Origin of the sequence: Zobellia galactanivorans (assembly GCF_000973105.1) — a bacterium.
Lineage (GTDB): Bacteria > Bacteroidota > Bacteroidia > Flavobacteriales > Flavobacteriaceae > Zobellia > Zobellia galactanivorans.
This window is the reverse complement of the sequence record NC_015844.1, coordinates 2,282,633-2,303,244: the sequence shown is the minus strand read 5'-3', so window position 1 is coordinate 2,303,244 and position 20,612 is coordinate 2,282,633. Positions and strand designations below refer to the sequence as shown.

The 20,612-nt window shown below is 42.4% G+C and carries 17 protein-coding genes and 1 tRNA gene; 10 read left to right on the top strand and 8 right to left on the bottom strand.

Translation table 11 applies throughout. The features are described 5' to 3' along the window. Window positions 1-356: 356 nt before the first annotated feature. Together pckA and ZOBGAL_RS09315 are read right to left on the bottom strand one after the other, a co-directional pair. The gene (pckA, locus tag ZOBGAL_RS09320) at window positions 357-1,991 is read right to left on the bottom strand and encodes a phosphoenolpyruvate carboxykinase (ATP) (RefSeq protein WP_013993335.1); all 1,635 of its coding nucleotides are present in this window, start codon (window positions 1,989-1,991) and stop codon (window positions 357-359) included. 178 nt (window positions 1,992-2,169) lie between these two features. Beyond that, window positions 2,170-2,955: a universal stress protein gene (locus ZOBGAL_RS09315; RefSeq protein ID WP_046287428.1), complete on the bottom strand. Its 786-nt coding sequence runs from the start codon at window positions 2,953-2,955 to the stop codon at window positions 2,170-2,172. Between the two features lie 787 nt (window positions 2,956-3,742). On the opposite strand from ZOBGAL_RS09315, the gene ZOBGAL_RS09310 reads away from it, so the two are divergent. From ZOBGAL_RS09310 to ZOBGAL_RS09295, 4 genes are all read left to right on the top strand, one after another. Further along, window positions 3,743-4,732 (top strand): iota-carrageenase, encoded by a 990-nt coding sequence (locus ZOBGAL_RS09310; RefSeq protein WP_013993332.1) that lies wholly within the window; start codon window positions 3,743-3,745, stop codon window positions 4,730-4,732. A gap of 108 nt (window positions 4,733-4,840) precedes the next feature. After that, on the top strand, window positions 4,841-5,725 hold the full coding sequence (locus ZOBGAL_RS09305; protein ID WP_013993331.1) for a T9SS type A sorting domain-containing protein: 885 nt from the start codon (window positions 4,841-4,843) through the stop codon (window positions 5,723-5,725). Between the two features lie 945 nt (window positions 5,726-6,670). Beyond that, a complete protein-coding gene (locus ZOBGAL_RS09300) occupies window positions 6,671-7,024 on the top strand; it encodes an ISAon1 family transposase N-terminal region protein (RefSeq protein ID WP_013992360.1) in 354 nt (117 codons plus the stop codon). After that, window positions 7,011-7,997 carry an ISAon1 family transposase gene (locus tag ZOBGAL_RS09295; protein ID WP_013993329.1) on the top strand — a complete coding sequence of 329 codons (987 nt, stop codon included), beginning with the start codon at window positions 7,011-7,013 and terminating at the stop codon, window positions 7,995-7,997. Before ZOBGAL_RS09300 ends, ZOBGAL_RS09295 begins: the two co-directional genes overlap by 14 nt. A 98-nt stretch (window positions 7,998-8,095) precedes the next feature. On the opposite strand, the gene ZOBGAL_RS09290 is transcribed toward ZOBGAL_RS09295, so the two are convergent. After that, a tRNA-Asn gene (locus tag ZOBGAL_RS09290) sits at window positions 8,096-8,169 on the bottom strand. A 76-nt stretch (window positions 8,170-8,245) separates the two neighbouring features. Further along, entirely contained in the window at window positions 8,246-9,604 is a 1,359-nt protein-coding gene (gene rseP / locus ZOBGAL_RS09285) for an RIP metalloprotease RseP (protein WP_013993328.1), read from the bottom strand. 179 nt (window positions 9,605-9,783) lie between these two features. Here rseP and ZOBGAL_RS09280 point away from each other — a divergent pair, with 179 nt between their 5' ends. From ZOBGAL_RS09280 to ZOBGAL_RS09265, 5 genes are all read left to right on the top strand, one after another. After that, entirely contained in the window at window positions 9,784-10,461 is a 678-nt protein-coding gene (locus ZOBGAL_RS09280; protein WP_013993327.1) for an SCO family protein, read from the top strand. Window positions 10,462-10,636: 175 nt separating this feature from the next. Continuing rightward, entirely contained in the window at window positions 10,637-10,882 is a 246-nt protein-coding gene (locus tag ZOBGAL_RS09275) for a FeoA family protein (RefSeq protein ID WP_013993326.1), read from the top strand. Then, window positions 10,879-13,116, top strand: coding sequence for a ferrous iron transport protein B (feoB, locus tag ZOBGAL_RS09270; RefSeq protein WP_013993325.1), 2,238 nt, complete (start codon window positions 10,879-10,881; stop codon window positions 13,114-13,116). The genes ZOBGAL_RS09275 and feoB overlap by 4 nt, the downstream gene beginning before the upstream one ends. Before the next feature lies 1 nt (window position 13,117). Continuing rightward, on the top strand, window positions 13,118-13,267 hold the full coding sequence (locus ZOBGAL_RS23680; protein WP_013993324.1) for a hypothetical protein: 150 nt from the start codon (window positions 13,118-13,120) through the stop codon (window positions 13,265-13,267). A 140-nt stretch (window positions 13,268-13,407) separates the two neighbouring features. Further along, a complete protein-coding gene (locus ZOBGAL_RS09265) occupies window positions 13,408-14,946 on the top strand; it encodes a carboxypeptidase-like regulatory domain-containing protein (protein WP_046287426.1) in 1,539 nt (512 codons plus the stop codon). Here the strand turns inward: ZOBGAL_RS09265 and ZOBGAL_RS09260 are convergent. The 3 genes from ZOBGAL_RS09260 to ZOBGAL_RS09250 form a co-directional block, all read right to left on the bottom strand. Further along, window positions 14,943-15,329 carry a DUF423 domain-containing protein gene (locus ZOBGAL_RS09260; RefSeq protein WP_046287425.1) on the bottom strand — a complete coding sequence of 129 codons (387 nt, stop codon included), beginning with the start codon at window positions 15,327-15,329 and terminating at the stop codon, window positions 14,943-14,945. The genes ZOBGAL_RS09265 and ZOBGAL_RS09260 overlap by 4 nt on opposite strands. Before the next feature lie 97 nt (window positions 15,330-15,426). After that, the gene (locus ZOBGAL_RS09255; protein WP_013993321.1) at window positions 15,427-15,795 is read right to left on the bottom strand and encodes a nuclear transport factor 2 family protein; all 369 of its coding nucleotides are present in this window, start codon (window positions 15,793-15,795) and stop codon (window positions 15,427-15,429) included. A 120-nt stretch (window positions 15,796-15,915) separates the two neighbouring features. Beyond that, window positions 15,916-16,347 (bottom strand): hypothetical protein, encoded by a 432-nt coding sequence (locus ZOBGAL_RS09250; RefSeq protein ID WP_013993320.1) that lies wholly within the window; start codon window positions 16,345-16,347, stop codon window positions 15,916-15,918. Window positions 16,348-16,602: 255 nt separating this feature from the next. Here ZOBGAL_RS09250 and ZOBGAL_RS09245 point away from each other — a divergent pair, with 255 nt between their 5' ends. After that, a complete protein-coding gene (locus ZOBGAL_RS09245) occupies window positions 16,603-19,236 on the top strand; it encodes an MGH1-like glycoside hydrolase domain-containing protein (RefSeq protein WP_013993318.1) in 2,634 nt (877 codons plus the stop codon). Between the two features lie 29 nt (window positions 19,237-19,265). Here ZOBGAL_RS09245 and ZOBGAL_RS09240 read toward each other — a convergent pair whose 3' ends face one another. Then, window positions 19,266-20,495 carry a sensor histidine kinase gene (locus ZOBGAL_RS09240; protein WP_013993317.1) on the bottom strand — a complete coding sequence of 410 codons (1,230 nt, stop codon included), beginning with the start codon at window positions 20,493-20,495 and terminating at the stop codon, window positions 19,266-19,268. Window positions 20,496-20,612 lie beyond the last annotated feature (117 nt).

Here is a 20,612-nt window from a genome sequence, read left to right as displayed (position 1 = left end):
GCCATTTACACTTCAAAAGCTAAAAACAAACCTTACATCCACAAGCAACGGCACATTAACTAGGCTATTCTACCCTACTCAACTTACAAATCACATCATCTTGATTGTCAGTCAATACATTCACATAAAAATACTACATTTTTTCAAAGGAAAAATACTACTTCTATTATTACGGCTTAACCGCCCCATTCTACTTGTAAAATTTGAATGGAGCCGCTTTGTCCCAAAGAAAAAGGGAAGCCATTAGCTTCCCTTTTTCTCCCATTCGGGTTTCCTGTAATCACACGCTTTTTCGTCGCGCTTCTTCGTAAGGGCTACGCCATATCATCCCTAGCCTTCAAACAACGAGGGGCCAATTAAATATGATGGTCTATGACCTGGTGGGCATCAATTAACGGTCCACCATGTATGACCTCATCCGAAGCTTGGTTAATAAACTTGTCGAAATTTAGATGAAAGGAATGGGCCAATTGTATCGCCTTGCTGATATAAGCTCCTTTCTGAAGCCAAGTATTCATAGGGTCCAACAATTCAGTAGGCACATTATGGCAGTATTTAGGCATGTGCAAACCAAAAATAGGATGCTGTTCATAATCTACCCTTTCCAACTCCCCTTCTAAAATAGAGGAAATCATGGCCCGTGTGTATTTCAATTTGATTCTAGAGCCCACTCCATAAGGACCACCGCTCCAGCCCGTGTTCAAGAGCCAGACGTTCACATGGGCCTCGGTCATCTTTTTACTGAGCATTTCGGCATAGACCGTCGGATGCAAGGGCATAAAAGGCTCCCCGAAACAGGCCGAAAAAGAAGGTACAGGTTCGTTGATACCTGCCTCCGTACCCGCAACCTTCGCCGTGTAGCCCGAAATAAAATGATAAGCGGCCTGCCCCGGTGTAAGCTTCGATACCGGTGGTAAGACGCCAAAGGCATCACAGGTCAAAAAGAAAATGTTCTTTGGATTGCCTCCGTAAGAAGGCACCTGTATGTTGTCGATATGATGGATCGGATAACTTACCCTTGTATTTTGCGTAATGGAACTATCGGAATAATCGACCTCTTTGGTCCCTTCCTTAAATACTACATTTTCCAAGAGCGCCCCAGGTCGTATGGCACGGAAAATATCAGGCTCTTTTTCTTCGGTCAGGTCGATAACCTTGGCATAACAACCTCCTTCAAAGTTAAAAATGATGTTATCGGCAGTCCAACCATGCTCGTCATCGCCTATAAGTTTACGCTTTGGATCGGCGGACAAGGTTGTTTTACCCGTCCCCGAAAGACCAAAGAATATGGCCGTATCACCGTTCTCCCCATAATTGGCGGAACAATGCATGGGCAAAACGTTCTTCTCGGTAGGCAGAATGAGGTTGAGGGCCGAGAAAATTCCTTTTTTAATTTCACCGGTATAGGCAGAACCCGCAATCAAGACCGTTTTCTTCGTAAAATCTAGGACGGAAAAATTTCCCGCCCTTAGACCGCTATTGGCCGGGTCTTTGGCTTCGTAACCGGGCGCACATATGACCAGCCATTCTTCCTCAAAGTTTTTAATTTCATCATCGGCCAACTGAATGAACATGTTCTTTACAAAGTAATTCGACCAAGGGTATTCCGTAATCGTACGTACGTTCATTCTATACGCTGGTGCCGCACCTACGTAGGCATCGCGCACGTACACTTCCTTATTCGACAAATACGCTACTACCTCGTCGTAAAGCTTTTTGAAGTTTTCCGAGGCTATCGGTTTGTTTATCCGGCCCCACCATACTTTATCTTCGGTATAATTGTCCTTTACGATAAAACGGTCTTTTGGCGAACGCCCCGTAAACTTTCCTGTATTGACACAAAGCGTACCATTAGCGGTCTCGGTCCCCATACCTTTTTCAAGGGTCAATTTTTGAAGGGTCTCCCCGTCGAGGTTCCAATTGGCCTTTACATTTTTCAGCCCATACTTTTCAAGGTTGGTATTCTTTGGTGTTCGAGATAGTGTTTCCATACTTCCATTTTTTTATTCATATTAAAAGGCCCTATTACGGACGCCCCAAGCCGCATTCCCTTCTTAATGACCGCCACCACAGCTCCCCTGACAGCTAAAAATAGTCCACATATCAGGGAAGAATGACAATGGACAAAGCCACGAACAATACTGCTATGATTTCTTTTGTTTATATGGTCTAATCAATAGCAAGTACCGGAATATGGGAATGTAAAGTCAACATTTCAGTAAGTTCTCCCTTTGACGGTTCGCTTTTCTGTACGTGGTTTCTAGGAAGAATAGCAATCATATCAAGCTCATTTTTAGACGCATAGTCCAGTACCCCTTTAACTACATCGGGATTTTCCACAAAAACATGCTCCGAATAGAAGCTTTCCAGATAATACTCTAAGGTATTTTCATTTTTCTCGTCTGCAGGGGAATACCCGTAAGTTTCTTGACTGTTCTGTACGGTAATTACATATACCTTGGCATTGAAGCGTCTTGCCACCCTAAGCAAGGTATCAAGAACACGTTTATCTTCTATTTCTTCTTTTCCCAATACTAAACCGATTCGCTCTATTTGAAGCTTATCGGAGGTAAAGGGCACTACCAAAACAGGACAATCTATCTCCAAAACCAACTTCGATGTATTTGTGGGCGTAGAATCCTCCTTGTCGAATGCACCGAACGTACCCATGATAATAAGGTCTATCTGTTCTTCTTTCTGGATTTTTACCAATGATTCGGTCAAAGTTCCATTTATGACCATCCACTCGATCTTGTTCTTAAGAATTTTGGCATATTCTTGCTCAATACCTTTAAAAGCCTCCCTAGCCATATCCATATCATTACTTTCGGAAATATGGGCCAGTACGATTTTAAGTTTAGCATCTTGCCCTACATAATGCACGGCATAATCAAGCGCCTTTTTTGAAGTCTTGGAAAAATCAAAAGGAATAAGAATTGTAGGCTTTTGTTTCATCGTATGTAATTGATTATCGTTTACTTCAAATTTAGACACTGTATATCCCAAAAAACATGATTGTCGTCATATAAGCGAAATTTAGAATGCAAAAGAACCTCCTTAAACCCACCAACCTTCCTTAACATTTAAAAAATACTGAAAGTCAGAGGCTTGAACACTTTTAAACCTATGTTACCAAACGGTTGTATCCAACAGGGTAGCAAAAATTGCCTAAAACACCTTTTCCTATGGATGGTCTGTAGCCTTTCTACCTTAGAAAAAAATATTAGGGAGAGGGGTTCCGAACCGGGTTCAGTAGGAAGAACAACCCTCATTCAAAAAACATCTTCACTCCAATGAAAAAGGACATAACCCGAAAGGTCAAGCCCTTAAAAGCTTTTTAGTTGCACCCCACCCGGAATCGAAGCAAGCATATCCATGAAACGAAACACCCGTCACTATACCACAACAGGTTAAAATAGTGTCGACAAAAGATAAACAACACAAATACCTTATGATAATTTAAGGTTTTATTTGTGTTAAAACATAAGAATTTTACTACAAACATTTAAAACGGATCATATGGAATAGTCATAAGAATTTACAACCATGACCAATTCACCAACCCTTGCATAAGCATATGCAATCACACATACGCCCCTACCATTTACAAATAACGATTTACCGACGAAAAAGTCTTATTACCCACAGTAACAGAATTCACTTTTACCCCAAATTTTTATAAGAACAACTTTTAAACATTTAAAATGAAAAACGAAAATTTAAATCCGTAATCTCTTTATTTTTGGCCGCCATTATCAATGCCACATTTCTTTTGGCCCAATCTGGCGCACCGATAACCCGACCTGTCGACCTAAATGAAAACAACTTTTTCAGCGACACTTCGGGCAGCATCCCAGCATCTCGAAGAAAAACATTAGCAAACAACGGTCCGGGAGACGATTCCGGAACCTTAAACCAATTAATAACCACGCTTGCCGATCAAGGTGGAGGGGTAATTACGATTCCCGCAGGAACTTGGCTCTTGGGCGCCATTAAACTGAAGTCAAATATCCATTTGGTTTTTGACCAAGGAGCCATAGTAAAACCCAAACTCGGAAATTTCACGGATCATTCGATTTTTGAAATAGGTTATACGGGAGTAAAAGTGTCAAATGTCAGCATCAGATCCAACACAAACAAGTTCAAAATTGACATGTCGGAACTCCCCTATAACACGAGGATATTACCCTTCAATATAAAAGAAACGGAAAACTTCATGATTTCCGGATGCCATGTGATAGACAAATGGACGGTCCATTCTACCGTAAATTTAGGGTTAAGTAAAAGAAACGGGGTATGGGCCGGCTCAAAAAATGGTCTGGTCAAAAATATTTCGGTAATAAATGCCCATGGGGGATATGGTGCCGTACAAACCAGGGTGGCACACAAAGTGTTTTTCAAGAATATTAGTTCCCAAGGAGGAGGAGCAACCCTTCGTATAGAAACCGATGGCAGGGAAACCAGTGGAAACCAAGCTCCTCAAAATATCGCTAGAGTTTCCGAAATTTCGGCCTACAATATATCGTGCAAAAACGGGAATTCGGCAGTAATGATTCAACCTTGGGGCGCAAAAAATGGTTGGTTCGACATCCAAAAGGTGAGAGCTACAAGTTGTATGGCCGCCGTACGCATCGATCGGGCATTTGTTGATTTGAACGCTCCAAGTATTGGTAATTTTGACCCAGATTCGCGTATTACCGACATCGCCAGTACTTACGGAACAAATGCCTAAGTAAAAGATGGAAATATCCCATTTGTTCCTTGTAATCTACGAACGAACCCCAATATTTTAAAAACAACCAGCAAACCTGGGCAGGCAAGATGGTTCCAAGGACCTTCTTTGGCGCCCCTTTTGTATTCGGCCAGTAGTACCACGGGACAAGACCCTAGATACTACAGTATTAAAATTCCTTCTGCAGCCACCCTTGAACAGAACGCCACAAACTTCCCTCCGAATACACCCGTTATTCGAAGATGGAACCATCGGGTAGATAATTGTGCCGCTCAAGGAAACAATGGTGATAACAACAGTGAAGCACCTATAGGAAAAATCATAACACTTAAAAATAATAAGGCCTATGTAAGTTCTGAGAATGGTTCAAAAGCCATGACCTGCTTCAGAACAACCGCAGGAGATTGGGAAAAATTCAAGGTTGTTGATGCAGGAGAAGGAAAAATAGCCCTTAAAGGCAACAATAATAAATATGTTAGTGCCGAAAATGGTATAAACCGAATGACTTGCAATAAAAGTACCATTGGCCATACGGAAAAATTCAACTGGGAGGAGCTTAATACCAACACGGTCGTCTTACGCGGAAGCAATGGAAAAAACGTTAGTTCGGCAGGTAATAAAAACCCTATGATATGTAACCTCACCACCATTGGACCATGGTCGAAATTTATTTGGACCGTTCCCAACAACTCCAATAGGGCCGGTAATAACTCAAGCCTATCTATGAAAGCTAGTATAGGGATCATCAAGAGTACTACAGTATTTCCAAATCCATCAAAAGGAGGTACCGTATTCTTACAACTCGATGATATTGACGGAAACCTCATCACCTATTATTCATTATTAGATGTATCGGGTAACATAGTTCTACCGAGAAAAAAGGCGGTCAATCCAAAAACCATTATTGACACTTCATCCTTGAATATCGGGGTGTACTTTGTAAAAGTCGAAAACTCGCAGGGAAGCAAAATGCTTAAGCTTATCTTACAATAGCAGCATAAGACGGCGCATGGTTTTTACAAAATCACCGCGCTAAAAAAACTCCGATTTAGCCATAGGGGGACCAGAAAATGACAATTGTCAGGAGCGGGACATTTTATCCCGCTTCATCTGGTTAAAAAACTCCGAAATACAAACTATTCACCTCTACAATAAGGTCCCGACCTATAAACTGCCCTTCGACTATAGAAGTAACGAACCAAGACGTGGACCCCATATCCATACCCTGGCATACGGTTAAATTAAAGGGTCACCCGAAATAACTTGACTAAGGGGATAAGGTTCACCAACACCGTATATCAGACCTAATGATACAGCCCTTAGTACATCATTGATTTACCGCACCCCAAATAGCAGACTTCCTTCATTGTAAATCCCAATTCTACAAACACTCCGGTAGGGCATCACCCTAAGGCAAGTAAGAGTCTTTTTTAACTGGAATGAACAAGGGCAATACCGAAAACCCGTCTTGGCGAGAGATTCTTTTTTCATTTCTTCTTTGCCCCCTATTGGGCTTCGCGCTATCGCGGGATAGACTTCTCGCCCGAACATCGATGCCATAAAAAACAAAAAATCCAACCTAAATTAATAGATTGGATTTCTAATTTTGCTCCCCCTCTTGGGCTTCCCGCTGTCGCGGGATAGACTTCTCGCCCGAACATCAATGCCATAAAAAACAAAAAATCCAACCTAAATTAATAGATTGGATTTCTAATTTTGCCCCCCTCTTGGGCTTCCCGCTGTCGCGGGATAGACTTCTCGCCCGAACATCAATGCCATAAAAAAACAAAAAATCCAACCTAAATTAATAGATTGGATTTCTAATTTTGCTCCCCCTCTTGGGCTTCCCGCTGTCGCGGGATAGACTTCTCGGATCAAGCTCAAAAGTTGTGTGTGAATTGAAATAGGAGTTCGATATTTGCAGTAAAACGAACAGCATTGGAATTATCTATCGACCTATTAAAGCTTATACTGCCGGAACTTTTACTAACCCACTTTAAACTAGTTTCCCATGAAACTGAAGATGGTATGCTTCATTTATATTTTGAAGAAAAAGAGGATACCCCTAAAGAGGAAAAACACCGCATTTTAATAGGCCATGGATTTCATAAGGAGATCGTCGTCCAGGACTTTCCATTGCGGGGAAAGTCGGTCTTTCTCCACATTAAGCGCCGCCGTTGGCTGGACAAGGCCACGGGGCAAGCCGTGCAAAGAGATTGGGAGTTGGTGGCCCAGGGAACTCGTATGACCGTAGAGTTCGCTGCTTTTTTAAAAGTACTTGGTCAGTACTAAAGCAAATGACTGTCATACCATCGGCCAATTCTATGGGGTAAACGGCAAAAAACTACAGCGACAGTTTAGGGATTATCTAAGCGATTTCAGGCAGTGGAAGGAGAAATCCCATGCCAAGCAATGGCTTATATTCCCCGAAAACATAGGGCCTAATCTGTCCATTGACGAAACAGCACTCTCCAAAGGAGAACTCTACACCATAATCACCAATAAAAAAGGCAAGGGCAAGAAAGGGTCCATAGTGGCCATATTCTCCGGTACCAAGGTGGGGCCGATTATAGAGCAGCTGTTAAAGATATCTGCCAAGAAAAGGGCCATGGTCAAAGAAATCACTCTGGATATGGCCAACTCCATGAAGACCATCGCCAAGACCTGCTTCCCAAAGGCGATACAGGTAACGGACAGGTTCCATGTGCAAAAACTGGCACTGGAGGCCCTTCAGGACATCCGAATCAAACACCGATGGGAGGCCATAGACCAAGAGAACCAACAGATTAAAGAGGCCAGGGCAAAGAACGGGACATTCGTCCCAAAAGAGTTTAGCAATGGGGATACCAGAAAACAACTCTTAGCCAGAAGTAGGTACCTACTTTACAAATCACCAAACAATTGGACGCAGAACCAAGCCGAAAGAAGTAAAATATTGTTCGCCCAATATCCCGATATAAAGGTCGCCTTCGATCTTGTGCAGGGGCTCAGGAACATATTCAATACAGCAGCTTCTATACAATCTGCATATACAAAGCTGGCACATTGGTACAAAGATGTACAGAACACAGGCTTTAGGGCCTTCAATACCATTGCCAATACGATATCACTCAATTATAGGTCGATCCTAAACTATTTTATAAATAGAAGTACGAATGCTTCTGCGGAATCCTTCAACGCAAAAATTAAAGCGTTCAGGGCACAGTTCAGAGGGGTGAAAAATGTAGAATTCTTCCTTTACAGATTGACGACAATTTTTGCATAAACACAACAATTGGTCATGATCCGACTTCTCGCCCGAACATCAATGCCATAAAAAACAAAAAATCCAACCTAAATTAATAGATTGGATTTCTAATTTTGCTCCCCCTCTTGGGCTCGAACCAAGGACCCTCTGATTAACAGTCAGATGCTCTAACCAACTGAGCTAAGGAGGAAAATATACCCGCTTTGTTTATCAAAGCGGGTGCAAATATAATTGTTTTTTTTATTGTCCCAAATAAATTTTGCAATCTATTTTCCAGTTAAATATCTATACAGGTCATTTCCGTTGGCAAATAGTATCAAAGCAAGCAATAAAAAGAAGCCTATCATCTGTGCATATTCCAAAAATTTATCGCTTGGTTTTCGTCCGGAAACTATCTCATATAGCAAGAACATTACATGTCCGCCATCTAAGGCGGGTATGGGCAAGAGGTTCAACACACCCAACATTATCGATAAGAAAGCCGTGGTACCCCAAAACACTTCCCAGTTCCAAGTATTCGGAAAAAGTCCGCCAATGGCCGCAAAGCCACCAACACCTTTATACGCGCCTGTATCTGGATTGAAAATTTTCTTCAATTGCTTTAGGTAGCCGGTAAATTTACTCACCCCTTTATTGATTCCTGCAGGAATAGACTGCGCAAAAGTGTATTTTTCCGTTTCCACACGTAAAAGTCCCCTTTGCTCCATATCCTTCATAGAAAGCCCCATCGGCCGCACACCTATTTGGGCCGAGTCATTGATAACTACAGGTATTACCTTACGTTCGTTATTCTCACGGACAACGGTCAAATCGATTTTTTCTCCCTTATGGTTTTCCAGAATAGGTTTTACCTCATCAAAATAGGTAACTTTTTTTCCTGCGATCTCCACCACTTCGTCTTGAGGTTCAAGTCCGGCTTCTTTGTTCAACGACCCGGGCGAAACCTCCCCTATGATAAAGGGAATACGAGGTCCTAAAAACAAAGCACGATCTTTATCCTCCATCAATGTAGCAATAAAGTCTACCGGAATGGCCTGTTCTATAGTTTGGCCGTCGCGCTCTATGGTAATCGAGTTCCCCTCGATTATACTCATAAAGATTCCGTTGAAATCTTTTACTTTGTTTCCATCGACCGCAAGAATCTTATCCCCCGTTTGAATACCCAGTTCATCACCTATCGTTTTCTCGATGACGTGAACCCCGTCTTTCAAACTGTCCGCAGGAATGTACTGATCACCATACCCATAGGCCATACCAATATAAATGACCAAGGCCAGGATAAAGTTTACCGTTACCCCTCCCAACATAATAATCAATCGTTGCCAGGCCGGCTTACTTCTGAACTCCCATTCCTTGGGTTCTTCCTTCATCGCCTCGGTATCCATACTTTCGTCGATCATACCGGCTATTTTCACGTAGCCCCCTAACGGAAGCCAACCGATCCCGTAAACGGTCTCACCGATCTTCTTTTTAAATAGGGAAAACTTAACATCAAAGAAGAGGTAGAATTTCTCTACACGGGTCTTAAATAATTTAGCTGGAATAAAATGCCCCATTTCGTGAAGCACTATCAATAACGAAAGGCTTAAAAGGAATTGTATAGTCTTAATAAGTAACGGACTCATCTATAGTTTTCTATAATTAACGAACTCATCTTGAATTCAGCCGACAAAAGTACACTTTTACGGCCGCTTAAAAAAAATTACTAGTCAACCTCAATTATTTTTAAGAAAGATTTAGGAGCACTCCGAGGGGTCTAGAGTTGAATGCTCGTAATGTCTAACGTATCTTTGCCAAAAAGATTATGCGCTCTTTTTTCGCCAAATACAAATTTTTCGGTCTTGTACTCTTAGGGATTTCATCCATAATCATTTATCTTTTCTACAACGCCCTACAACCCGCCAAAACCTTAACGATCTACCAGCCGACCATGGTCAACCCCGAACTCGTTGACAGTACCCTTCAATACAAAAGAAAGTACCATACCATTGCCGATTTTTCGTTGACCAATCAAAATGGCGAAACCATTACGCAAGAAGATTACGCGGATAAGATTTATATCGCCGACTTTTTCTTTACCACCTGCCCTACCATCTGCCCCATCATGACGAAGAATATGGCCAGTATACAGGAACGCATCAAAAATTTTGACGATGTACTGCTTTTGTCGCATTCGGTAACCCCACAAATCGATTCCGTGGCCCAATTAAAAAAATACGCCATAGAAAAAGGCGTTGACGACGCCAAATGGAATTTGGTAACGGGTGATAAGAAACAGATATACGAATTGGCCAGAAAATCATACTTGGCCGTCAAAGACGATGGTGATGGCGGGCCCTTCGACATGATCCATACCGAAAACTTTATTTTGGTCGACAAGAAAAAACGCATTCGCGGATTTTACGACGGAACCAATCCGGAAGAGATAGAAAAACTAATGGGCGACCTAGAAATCCTTAGGGCATCCTACGAAAAGAAATAGATCCGCAGCCGAGACAATATGCATCAATTTTAGCATCTGTTTTATATCCCTTGTGCTATCATAGCTTTAAAGAGCGGAAACTTCCGAATTTTTAGGAATTTTTGGGATTAGGGAGCCTCATTTTAGGATAAATTATGCTACTTTTGTCCTTACTTATAATCAATCTAAATAAACATTGACAACTACGGTCGCGCAACTCAAAAAAGGACAAAAAGGGATCATCAAAGAATTCTCAGATGATTCGCTTCCCATAAAACTATTGGAATTGGGTTGTTTGCCCGGAAACGAAGTAGAGTTAATTCAAATTGCGCCTTTCAAAGACCCCATCTACATCAATGTTAACGGTTCACATATTGCCATTAGGCGCGAAACGGCCCAACTTATTGAACTCGATATTCTAGATGATACCCCGGCGCTATGAGCAAACAAATCAATGTTGCCCTTATAGGCAATCCTAACACAGGTAAGACTTCCGTTTTCAACCAACTGACGGGATTAAAGCAAAAGGTCGGCAATTATCCCGGCATTACCGTTGAAAAAAAAGAGGGTATTTGCAAATTACCCCGTGGCGTAAAAGCCCATATTCTTGATTTACCCGGTACCTATAGCCTGAATACGACCTCTTTGGACGAGAGCGTTGCCGTTGAGCTTTTACTGAACAAAAACGATAAGAACCACCCCGATGTGGCCATAGTGGTTTCAGATGTTGAAAACCTGAAACGAAACCTTTTGCTGTTCACGCAGATCAAAGACCTTAAAATACCGGCCATTCTTGTCATTAACATGGCCGACCGCATGTCGCGCAAGGGAATTTCGGTGGATATTGCCCTCCTAGAACAAAAACTGAACACTAAAATCGCCCTGGTCAGCACAAGAAAAAGGATGGGTATCGACCGCCTAAAGGAACTCATCACCGATTACAAAAACCTCTCTACCGAACAGAACGTAGACATCACGGTAATTTCACCGGAGTATTTTGATAAACTCAGGTCGGCATTCCCTAACGAAGACCTCTATAAGTTATGGCTTGTGATCACGCAAGACGTCAACTTCATGCCCATTGAAAAAAAGCTGTTCAAAGATGCCACATCTTTCGCTACCAAATCAAAATCGGAACTGAAGCGATTACAGCAAAAAGAAACCATTCTAAGATATCAGTTCATCAACGGCATTCTAAAGGAAACCTACAAAGTAGATTTGGCCGCGGCCAAGGGCTTAAGGGCTTCCTTTGACAAAATACTGACACATAAAGTATTCGGCTACGTTATTTTCTTTGCCATACTGCTTACCATATTTCAAGCCATATACGATTGGAGTGGATATCCACAAGACATGATAGAAACCTTCTTTGCCAACGCAAGCGGATGGGTCAAAGACACCCTGCCTCCTGGGGTGTTCACCAATCTCATTGCAGAAGGGGTCTTAACGGGTATCGGCGGCATTGTCATGTTCATTCCGCAAATCGCCTTTTTATTCCTCTTTATATCGCTTTTAGAGGAAACGGGCTATATGAGCCGTGTAGTGTTCTTAATGGACCGCCTAATGCGCCCATTCGGCCTGAGCGGGAAGAGTGTCGTACCCCTCATGTCGGGTACCGCCTGTGCGATCCCCGCGGTAATGGCCACCCGTACCATTGAAAATTGGAAGGAAAGGCTGATTACCATACTCGTAACACCTTTTACGACCTGCTCGGCCCGATTGCCGATTTATATCATCATCATCGCCTTGGTCATTCCCGAAGGCAGTATTCTCGGATTGGGCTATAAAGCCTTGACCTTAATGCTCTTATATCTACTCGGTTTTGCCGCGGCCATTCTATCGGCCATGGTATTGAACAAGATATTGAAAATCAAAGGCCGATCCTTCTTTGTGGTCGAAATGCCCAACTACAAATTGCCATTACCCAAAAACGTGGCCTACACGGTATGGGAAAAGACTAAAAGTTTTGTTCTAGGGGCAGGAAAGATCATCTTGGCAATTTCCATAGTGCTTTGGTTCCTAGGCTCCAATGGTTATGCCGACGATTTTAAGAATGCCGATGAAATCGTAACCAACCAAATCAAGAAAGAAGGGTTTTCTGATTTTAACCAGGCCAATATCCAAAACGAGCTATCGGCCTATGAATCGGCCTTAAAGGACAGTATAAGTAACAATGTATATACCATTGATGCCGCGGCCCTCTCCGATTCCATAGCACAAAAAAAGACCTTTCTCGAAGAAAGGGCCCTACACCAAGAGATTTCGAGCTACAAACTGGAGAATTCCTATATGGGCTATATGGGCAAGGCCATTGAGCCAGTGGTCCATCCCTTGGGCTACGATTGGAAAATAGGTATTGCCGTACTCACTTCATTTGCCGCACGTGAAGTATTCGTGGGCACCTTGGCCACCATATACAGCGTGGGAAGTGACGAGGAGCAGACCATTCAAAACCGCATGGCCGCCGAAATCAACCCAAAGACCAAAAAACCATTGTTCAACTTGGCTTCCGGCATTTCGCTCCTGCTATTTTATGCCTTCGCCATGCAATGTATGAGTACGTTGGCAGTGGTAAAACGAGAGACAAACACATGGAAATGGCCCGCAGCACAATTGGTATTTATGAGTTCTTTTGCCTATATTGTTGCTCTGGTCGCCTATCAAATACTGAAATAAAATGAGCGTACTTCAACCCATATTGGTTTATATCGTAGTTGCTATTTCTGCAGGTTATTTAGTGAAGAAATTCCTTTTGCCCAAAACATTGTTCTCCACCAAAAAAGGCAGTAACAAAGCTTGTGGGCAAGATGGCTGTGGCTGTCATTGACCTTGCTACACCCTTGCCGTACCCCGCTACTTATGTAAGTTAATTCGTTAACAAAAGGATAAATCGGTATTAAATAAATCAAAAAAGGCATGCTTTCCTCAGTGCTATCGCTTTTTTTTGAATAGCCATTAACGATGATTATGTCAAGAGCTTTTGTCTTCCCGTTCGTATTTTGCCTATTTTTTAGCGCGGCACAACATGCACAAAGTTTAAGTTCAACCATTGTAGACTCCGTCTCGAAAAAGCCGGTACCCTATGCCACGGTGCAGTTGAACAACAAAGGGATGATTACCAATGAAGAGGGCAAGTTCAAGTTTTTGCTCAAAGACCGGATAGCAGCTTCCGATTCCCTTTTTATTTCCTGTATCGGATACGAATCTATAGGAAAACCTATTTCCGCTTTTACCGATAGTCTTATCTACCTTAAGCCTAAAGCCATAGAACTTCAAGAAGTTATCGTATCGAACAAAAATTACGAGCCCAAGGAAATTATTGAACTTGTTGAGGAAAACATTGAAAAAAACTACAATACCGGACTTTCCAAAAAGCGTCTTTTCTTAAGGGAAACCTATCAGAACAACATTATCAAGACCAACTACGAAATCAAAAAATCGACCATAGACGCCTTCAACAAAAACTTCCTTGACAGCGTAATACAGACCATTCCCAAAAACAATGTGTACTATACCGAAATGCTGGGCGACCTTTATGTTTCAGACGATGCCGAAACGCAAAAACTAGACCTTATAAAGGCTTCCGAACTATACGATAAGAGCAAAGACCTCGATATAGAAATGCTTGAAAAAAAGTTCAATAAAATAGCCAAGGAAAATATTAAGACCGACTCTTACTTTAAGATAAAATCAGGACTCTTCGGTACTAAGGTAGATGCCGAAGACATAGGCGATGTTTTTAAGGAGGAAGTCGATTCTACCGATGTTGCCGCCCTAAACAAACATATTGAGGAAGAGAAGAAAAACAAAGAGGAAAGACGTGAATTTTTTCTAGAATACAAACGGAAAACCTTGGGCAATCTTTTTCAGAACCTTCCCATTTTTAAGGATAGCGACTACAACGTTATTTACAAGCCCAGGCGTTACGAACTCACACTTGAAAACCACACTTATATAGGGGACCAGGCCGTATATGTCATTCGTTTTGTGCCCGACGGTTCCCCTGAATTTGAAGGCGTGCTCTACATCAACTCCGATGACTTCGCCTTGATTCGAATGGACTTCGAGAATACCAAACCCCTTCGCGATTTTAAATTGCTCGGCATTTCGGTGAACGAATATCTGGCCAAAGGAAGCATTCTGTTCGATAAGGGCCCGGACCAAAAATACTACTTGCGCTACTACAACATTATAAAAGGTGTTCGCGCCGGAATCAAAAGGCCCTTGACCATTATTGAAAAGAACAAACACGTTAAAGGAAGACGAAAACAGAACGAACTGGCCCTAAAGATCGATGCCTCCTTTGGCAATATCAACCGATACGAGCTGGTAGTTTTTGATGAAGAGTCCATCAATTCGGGCCAATTTGAAGCCTTTAAAGAAAAAACAGGCGTACTTCCCACCTATATGCCCGACTACGACCCGAACTTTTGGAAAGGTTACGACATTATAGAGCCCAATCAGGCCATTAAGGAGTTTACTTCAGAAGTACAATCGGAGCACTAGACCAGGTTCCGAAGAAAGCTGTACAACAACAGCGCCCAACCGCACACCAACAATAAGCCGCCAAGCGGGGTCACAGGCCCTAAAAATCGAAGTTTCCTTCCTTTAGCAGCACTAATCACCAAAGCGTATATACTAAAAGAGAACAAGAAGGTACCTATTACAAAACAATAGACCATATACTCCTGAAAGGGAACATCCATATTAAAATTGAAGCCGATGAGAAGCAATACCATCGCGTGGTACATTTGGTATTTCACCCCGGTCTCAAAACTTTTGAGCTGATCTACCGAAAGTAACTTCTTAAGGGCATGGGCGCCAAAGGCACCGAACACAACCGCTAAAAGACCATATAATGCACCAACAATTTGAGCCAGTAGAACCATGAATGAATTTTAAAGCAAAGATAGCCTTTAACCCTTCTAAAAGCAAAGAGCCGCTCTACAGTAGAACGGCTCTTATACTATAACTTTTCAAAATTATCTATCCTTTGTCATCGTAGAAGAATTGCTCTTTTACAATTTTACCTTCCTTTACTTCGTAGACCGCTATTTCCGACATGCTCGAACGTTGCCCCGACGGCTTATGGGTGGTGTCCATGGTAAACTTTACCGAAAACCAGTTGTCCGCCACTACCGGGTTCGAAGCCTTACTACTGTGCACCTCAAAATTCTCACGCCACCACTCCCCTTTTTTCTTGATACCTTCAAAGCCTTCAACATAGGCTCCTTCGCCCTTACCATCGTTTTCTATACTGACGATTTTTTCACTGTACAATTCCTTGTACGGCTTTTCAAAATCACCTGAATTGCACCATGCGACCAATTTTGCCGCAATTTCATCTGTTTCCATGACTGTTCGTTTTATTGATTCCACAACAAAATACGACACATTCGCCTGAATAACAAAACACTGCAAATAATTTAAAGCAGATTTAATACGGAAAGTAAATAAAAAATCTCGCGCGTTAGGCTAATTCGGTTCTACGGGCAACTTACTCGAAAGCAAATCGAACAATTGCTGGGTTTCTGTAGAGTCTTTAAGGTTGATAAAGAGTTTTAGCGAATCGTGATGTACGATCTTTATCTTTTGGTTTTCAAGGTTATCTATATATACGTATACCTTTTTATCGGTAAGCGAATCTTTGAACTCCCTAAAAACACCTTTTTCCTTTTGGAAGGCGGAAAAACCGTTCAGCCGCACCATTGGAGGTATTTTCTCGACCAAATCAACACTGTCTAAAGCGGAAAACGGAACTTTTTGTAGATAGAAGCCAGAAATGACCCGCATTCCGGTAGCATCGGTTTTCGTCCAGTTCTTAAAATGTAAGACAAAGACCGAAAGACATACAATTACCGTAAGTACGCCCAAAATGTTCCACAATAGATGTCCTTTTTTCTGCATATTCAAGTAATTTCCCGATTTTGACCCTGACCGACAAAACCATCTGCCAATCACTCTATGAACGTACAAAATTGATGAAAATTTCCGATAGTGCTCAAAATTTTAGCACACCGGTCATTAATATCTTGTAAGCAGCGGTTTATATGTCTAAATTTAAGTGCAATTATAAAGTGATTTTTATCGGGTAAACTACAACCTATTTGTACGGTAGTTCAGGTCAAAAGAGATGACTTCCCATAAAGCAATAAATACAATATGACCCACATCACCAAAGAACACCAAAGACTTGACGACCATTACAACAAGAAGAAAGATTGGCTCAAATGGGGCCCTTATCTTAGCGAAAGGCAATGGGGAACGGTTCGCGAAGATTACAGCCCTAACGGTGATGCCTGGAACTATTTGCCCCACGACCACGCCCGTAGCAGGACCTACCGTTGGGGCGAAGATGGTATTGCCGGTATTTCGGACCGTTATTGCAATATCTGTTTTTCGGTGGCGCTTTGGAATGGCAAAGACCCTATTTTAAAAGAACGCCTCTTCGGGCTTACCGGCCCTCAAGGCAACCACGGTGAAGATGTTAAGGAACTCTATTATTACTTAGAGAACACCCCTTCACATTCGTATATGAAACATCTTTACAAATACCCTCAAAACGAATTTCCGTACAATGATTTAGTAGAAAAAAACCGAAACATAGGTAAGCACGATAACGAATACGAACTGCTAGACACGGGCATCTTTGACAATGACGAATACTTCGATGTATTTACCGAATATGCCAAGGCGGAAAGTGAAGACCTATTGATCAAGATTTCCGTTTGTAACCGCGGACCGAAAACCGCAACGGCCCATGTATTGCCCACGCTCTGGATACGGAATTTCTGGAGCTTCACCGGTATGCCCGAAAAACCGATCATCACCCAACAAAAGGGCAATACCGCACCTTATGTTTCCGTTGACCACAGTTACGTCGGCCAATACAACCTGTATTTCGACACCCCAAAAAAAATACTGTTCACCGAAAACGAAACCAATATGGAACGGGTTTTCGATGGTACCAACGAACATCCCTTTAAAAAAGACCTATTCCACGACGCTGTAATCAACAATGACTTTACACTGGCGGAAAAGAACAGGAAAGGAACAAAGTGCGCCCCACTCTACACCTTGGAAATCGCCCCTGGCGAGACCCATGTAATAAAACTTAGGCTAACGAAAGACAAACTAGAATCTCCCTTATCGGATACCTTCGACTCCGCCTTCGCCCTACGACAGGAAGAATCGAAAAACTTTCTACATGCCATCACCGACAAATCATCGGAAGACGAGCGGGAAATACAAAAACAGGCCTTTGCCGGCCTGCTATGGACCAAGCAATATTACAATTACGAGGTAGACCTATGGTTAGAGGGCGACCCTGGCACGACCCCGCCCCAAGAGCGCCTGCACGGCAGGAACAGTACATGGAAAACTTTCCGTAACCACGATATCCTATCGATGCCCGATGCTTGGGAATACCCATGGTTCGCGGCTTGGGACTCGGCCTTTCATTGTGTCACCTTCTCGATGGTAGACCATGAATTCGCAAAAAAACAGCTTTTATTGTTTACCAAAGAATGGTATATGGCGCCAAACGGTCAAATACCCGCCTATGAATGGAACTTTAGCGATGTAAACCCTCCTGTACAAGCTTGGGCCGCCATTCAAATCTATCAAATGGAACAGCGAAAAACCGGCAAGGGCGATATCAAGTTCTTAAAACGGATGTTCAATAAATTGGCCCTGAACTTCACTTGGTGGGTGAATAGGGAAGATAGCCTAAACAATAACGTATTTGAAGGTGGATTTTTGGGCCTTGACAATATCGGGGTCTTCGACCGCAGTAACGGCGTGCCCGGAGGAGGTGTTCTTGAACAGGTAGACGGCACTTCTTGGATGGCCCTCTACTGTCTGAACATGCTGGAAATAGCACTAGAGATCGCGCAAGACGACGACACCTTTGAAGACATGGCCCTAAAGTATTTTGGCCACTTCGTTTTCATTGCCGAAGCACTCAATAAAATTACCAAGGACTCCATGAATTCATGGGACGAAAAGGAAGGCTTCTTCTACGATACGCTTATCTTGCCCCATGGGCAAAAAATACCTATTAAGGTTAGGTCTATTTCCGGTCTACTTTCATTGACCGCCGTGCTCAACATAAGAAAAGGATGCCTAGAGAAGTTGCCCCGGTTCAAAGCCAGTATGGAGTGGTACCGAAAATACCGTATTGAACGACAACAGTACCAAGTAGTCGAAGAATATGGCCCCGACAATGATGTTCTGCTCTCATTGGTCCCAAGGAAAAGACTCGACATCTTGATCAATAGCATACTCGACGAATCGGAATTCTTGGCCGAGTATGGCATTCGTTCGCTATCAAAAGAACACGAAAACAGGTATGAAGTAGAGATCAACGGAGCTACTTACGGGATTGAATATGAACCTGCCGAATCATCTACCGATTTGTTCGGAGGGAATTCGAATTGGCGCGGCCCCATATGGATGCCCATGAACTACCTATTCATCAGCACCTTCAAAGAATACCACAATTATTTTGGTGACAACTTAAAATACGCCTATCCATCAGGAAGCGATAAGCAACTCAATTTAAAAGAGATAGCATTCGAGATAAGCAAAAGACTCATCGGTATTTTTCAAAAAAACGAAGACGGGAAGCGTCCGGTAAACCTATTGCACGAGAATAAATATACCGAAAAGCACTTTGAGGACCTTATTCTGTTCTATGAGTATTTCGATGGCAACAACGGACGTGGCGTGGGTGCTTCCCACCAAACCGGCTGGACGGCCCTAGTGGCAAATCTTATAGAGGAAATCAATCGATGACACCCATCGTTTTACCTTTTTTAGGTTTATCAGGCCATTGAGGGACTCATATGGGAGGCTGCTTTTATCGTAAAGGAAAAGGTAGCTCCTTCACCTACCTTTGAGCTGACCGCAACTTGACCTCCAAGTCCTTCTACCACTTTTTTTACGGTAGCTAGGCCTATACCGGTTCCCTTTTCCCCAAATCTGTCCTTCGGAGAAACGATCTCAAAAATTTTAAAGATTTTTTCTTGATCTTCTTCGTTGATTCCTGGACCGTTATCCCTAACGGAAAACTCATAATGAGATTCGCTTTCCCCAACATCGAGGTCTATTTCAATTTTGGACTTGTCATTGTACTTTATAGCATTGGCAATCAAGTTGATCAAAATCTGTTCAACCGCCACCTTATTGGCATAAATGGAATCTAACTCACTGTTTATCCGTATGACACATTCTTTATGCCCCCCAAAAAGTTCAGAAATATTTTTATGCAGGTCGGTCAAACTTATGCGCGTCTTATCGTTGCTATTGTACTGTCCCGATTTACTATAATCTAAAAGTCCGGTTATCAGTTTTCGCAATGTTTCCGATGAACTTCTGATAAATTCAATGATCTGCTTCCCCTCATCATCGACTAAAGGCGCATAATCTTCGTACAAGCAGTTAGACAGGGTTAAAATATTATTCAAAGGCGACTTAAGGTCATGTGCGGCAATGGCGGCAAAATTGTCAAGTTCATGGTTCGTGCGGGCCAATTGTTCATTAGCCTTTTCCAATTCCATTTTTTTCTTTCGAAGATCAAGCAAGTTCATGATTTGATCCGACAATATCTTCAATGCATTGACTTGGCTTTTTGTAAGGGCCCTAGGTTTGGTATCTATGACACAGAGGGTACCTAACGGTAGTCCGCCCGCCCCTTTTAGCGGTACGCCCGCATAAAAAATAACATGGGGATCACCTTGAACCATGGGATTATCGTGAAAACGCTCGTCGATACGTGCGTCTTCAATAACAAAGATACTATCGGAGGCATTTATGGTATGCCCACAAAATGAATATTCCTTTTCGGTTTCTCTTACATCGATACCATGATACGCCTTAAACCATTGGCGATCTTTATCCAAAAGCGTCACTACGGATATCGGGGTTCCACAAATTTCAGAGGCCAGTGTCACTAGGTTATCGTAATCTTCCTCTAAAGGAGTATCAAGAATACCGTACGATTCAAGCAGCGCTAGTCTTTCAGCCTCTCTCTTATGTTTTTCGGGAGCAATCATAAAAAAAAATTGAGATAGCCGAAGATATTTATACTTCTATCGGCTTGCTGTACTACAACGCTAAAGTATCTAATATCTTGTATTCCAAAGGTTAAAAATTTGACTATGCTAGTCTTG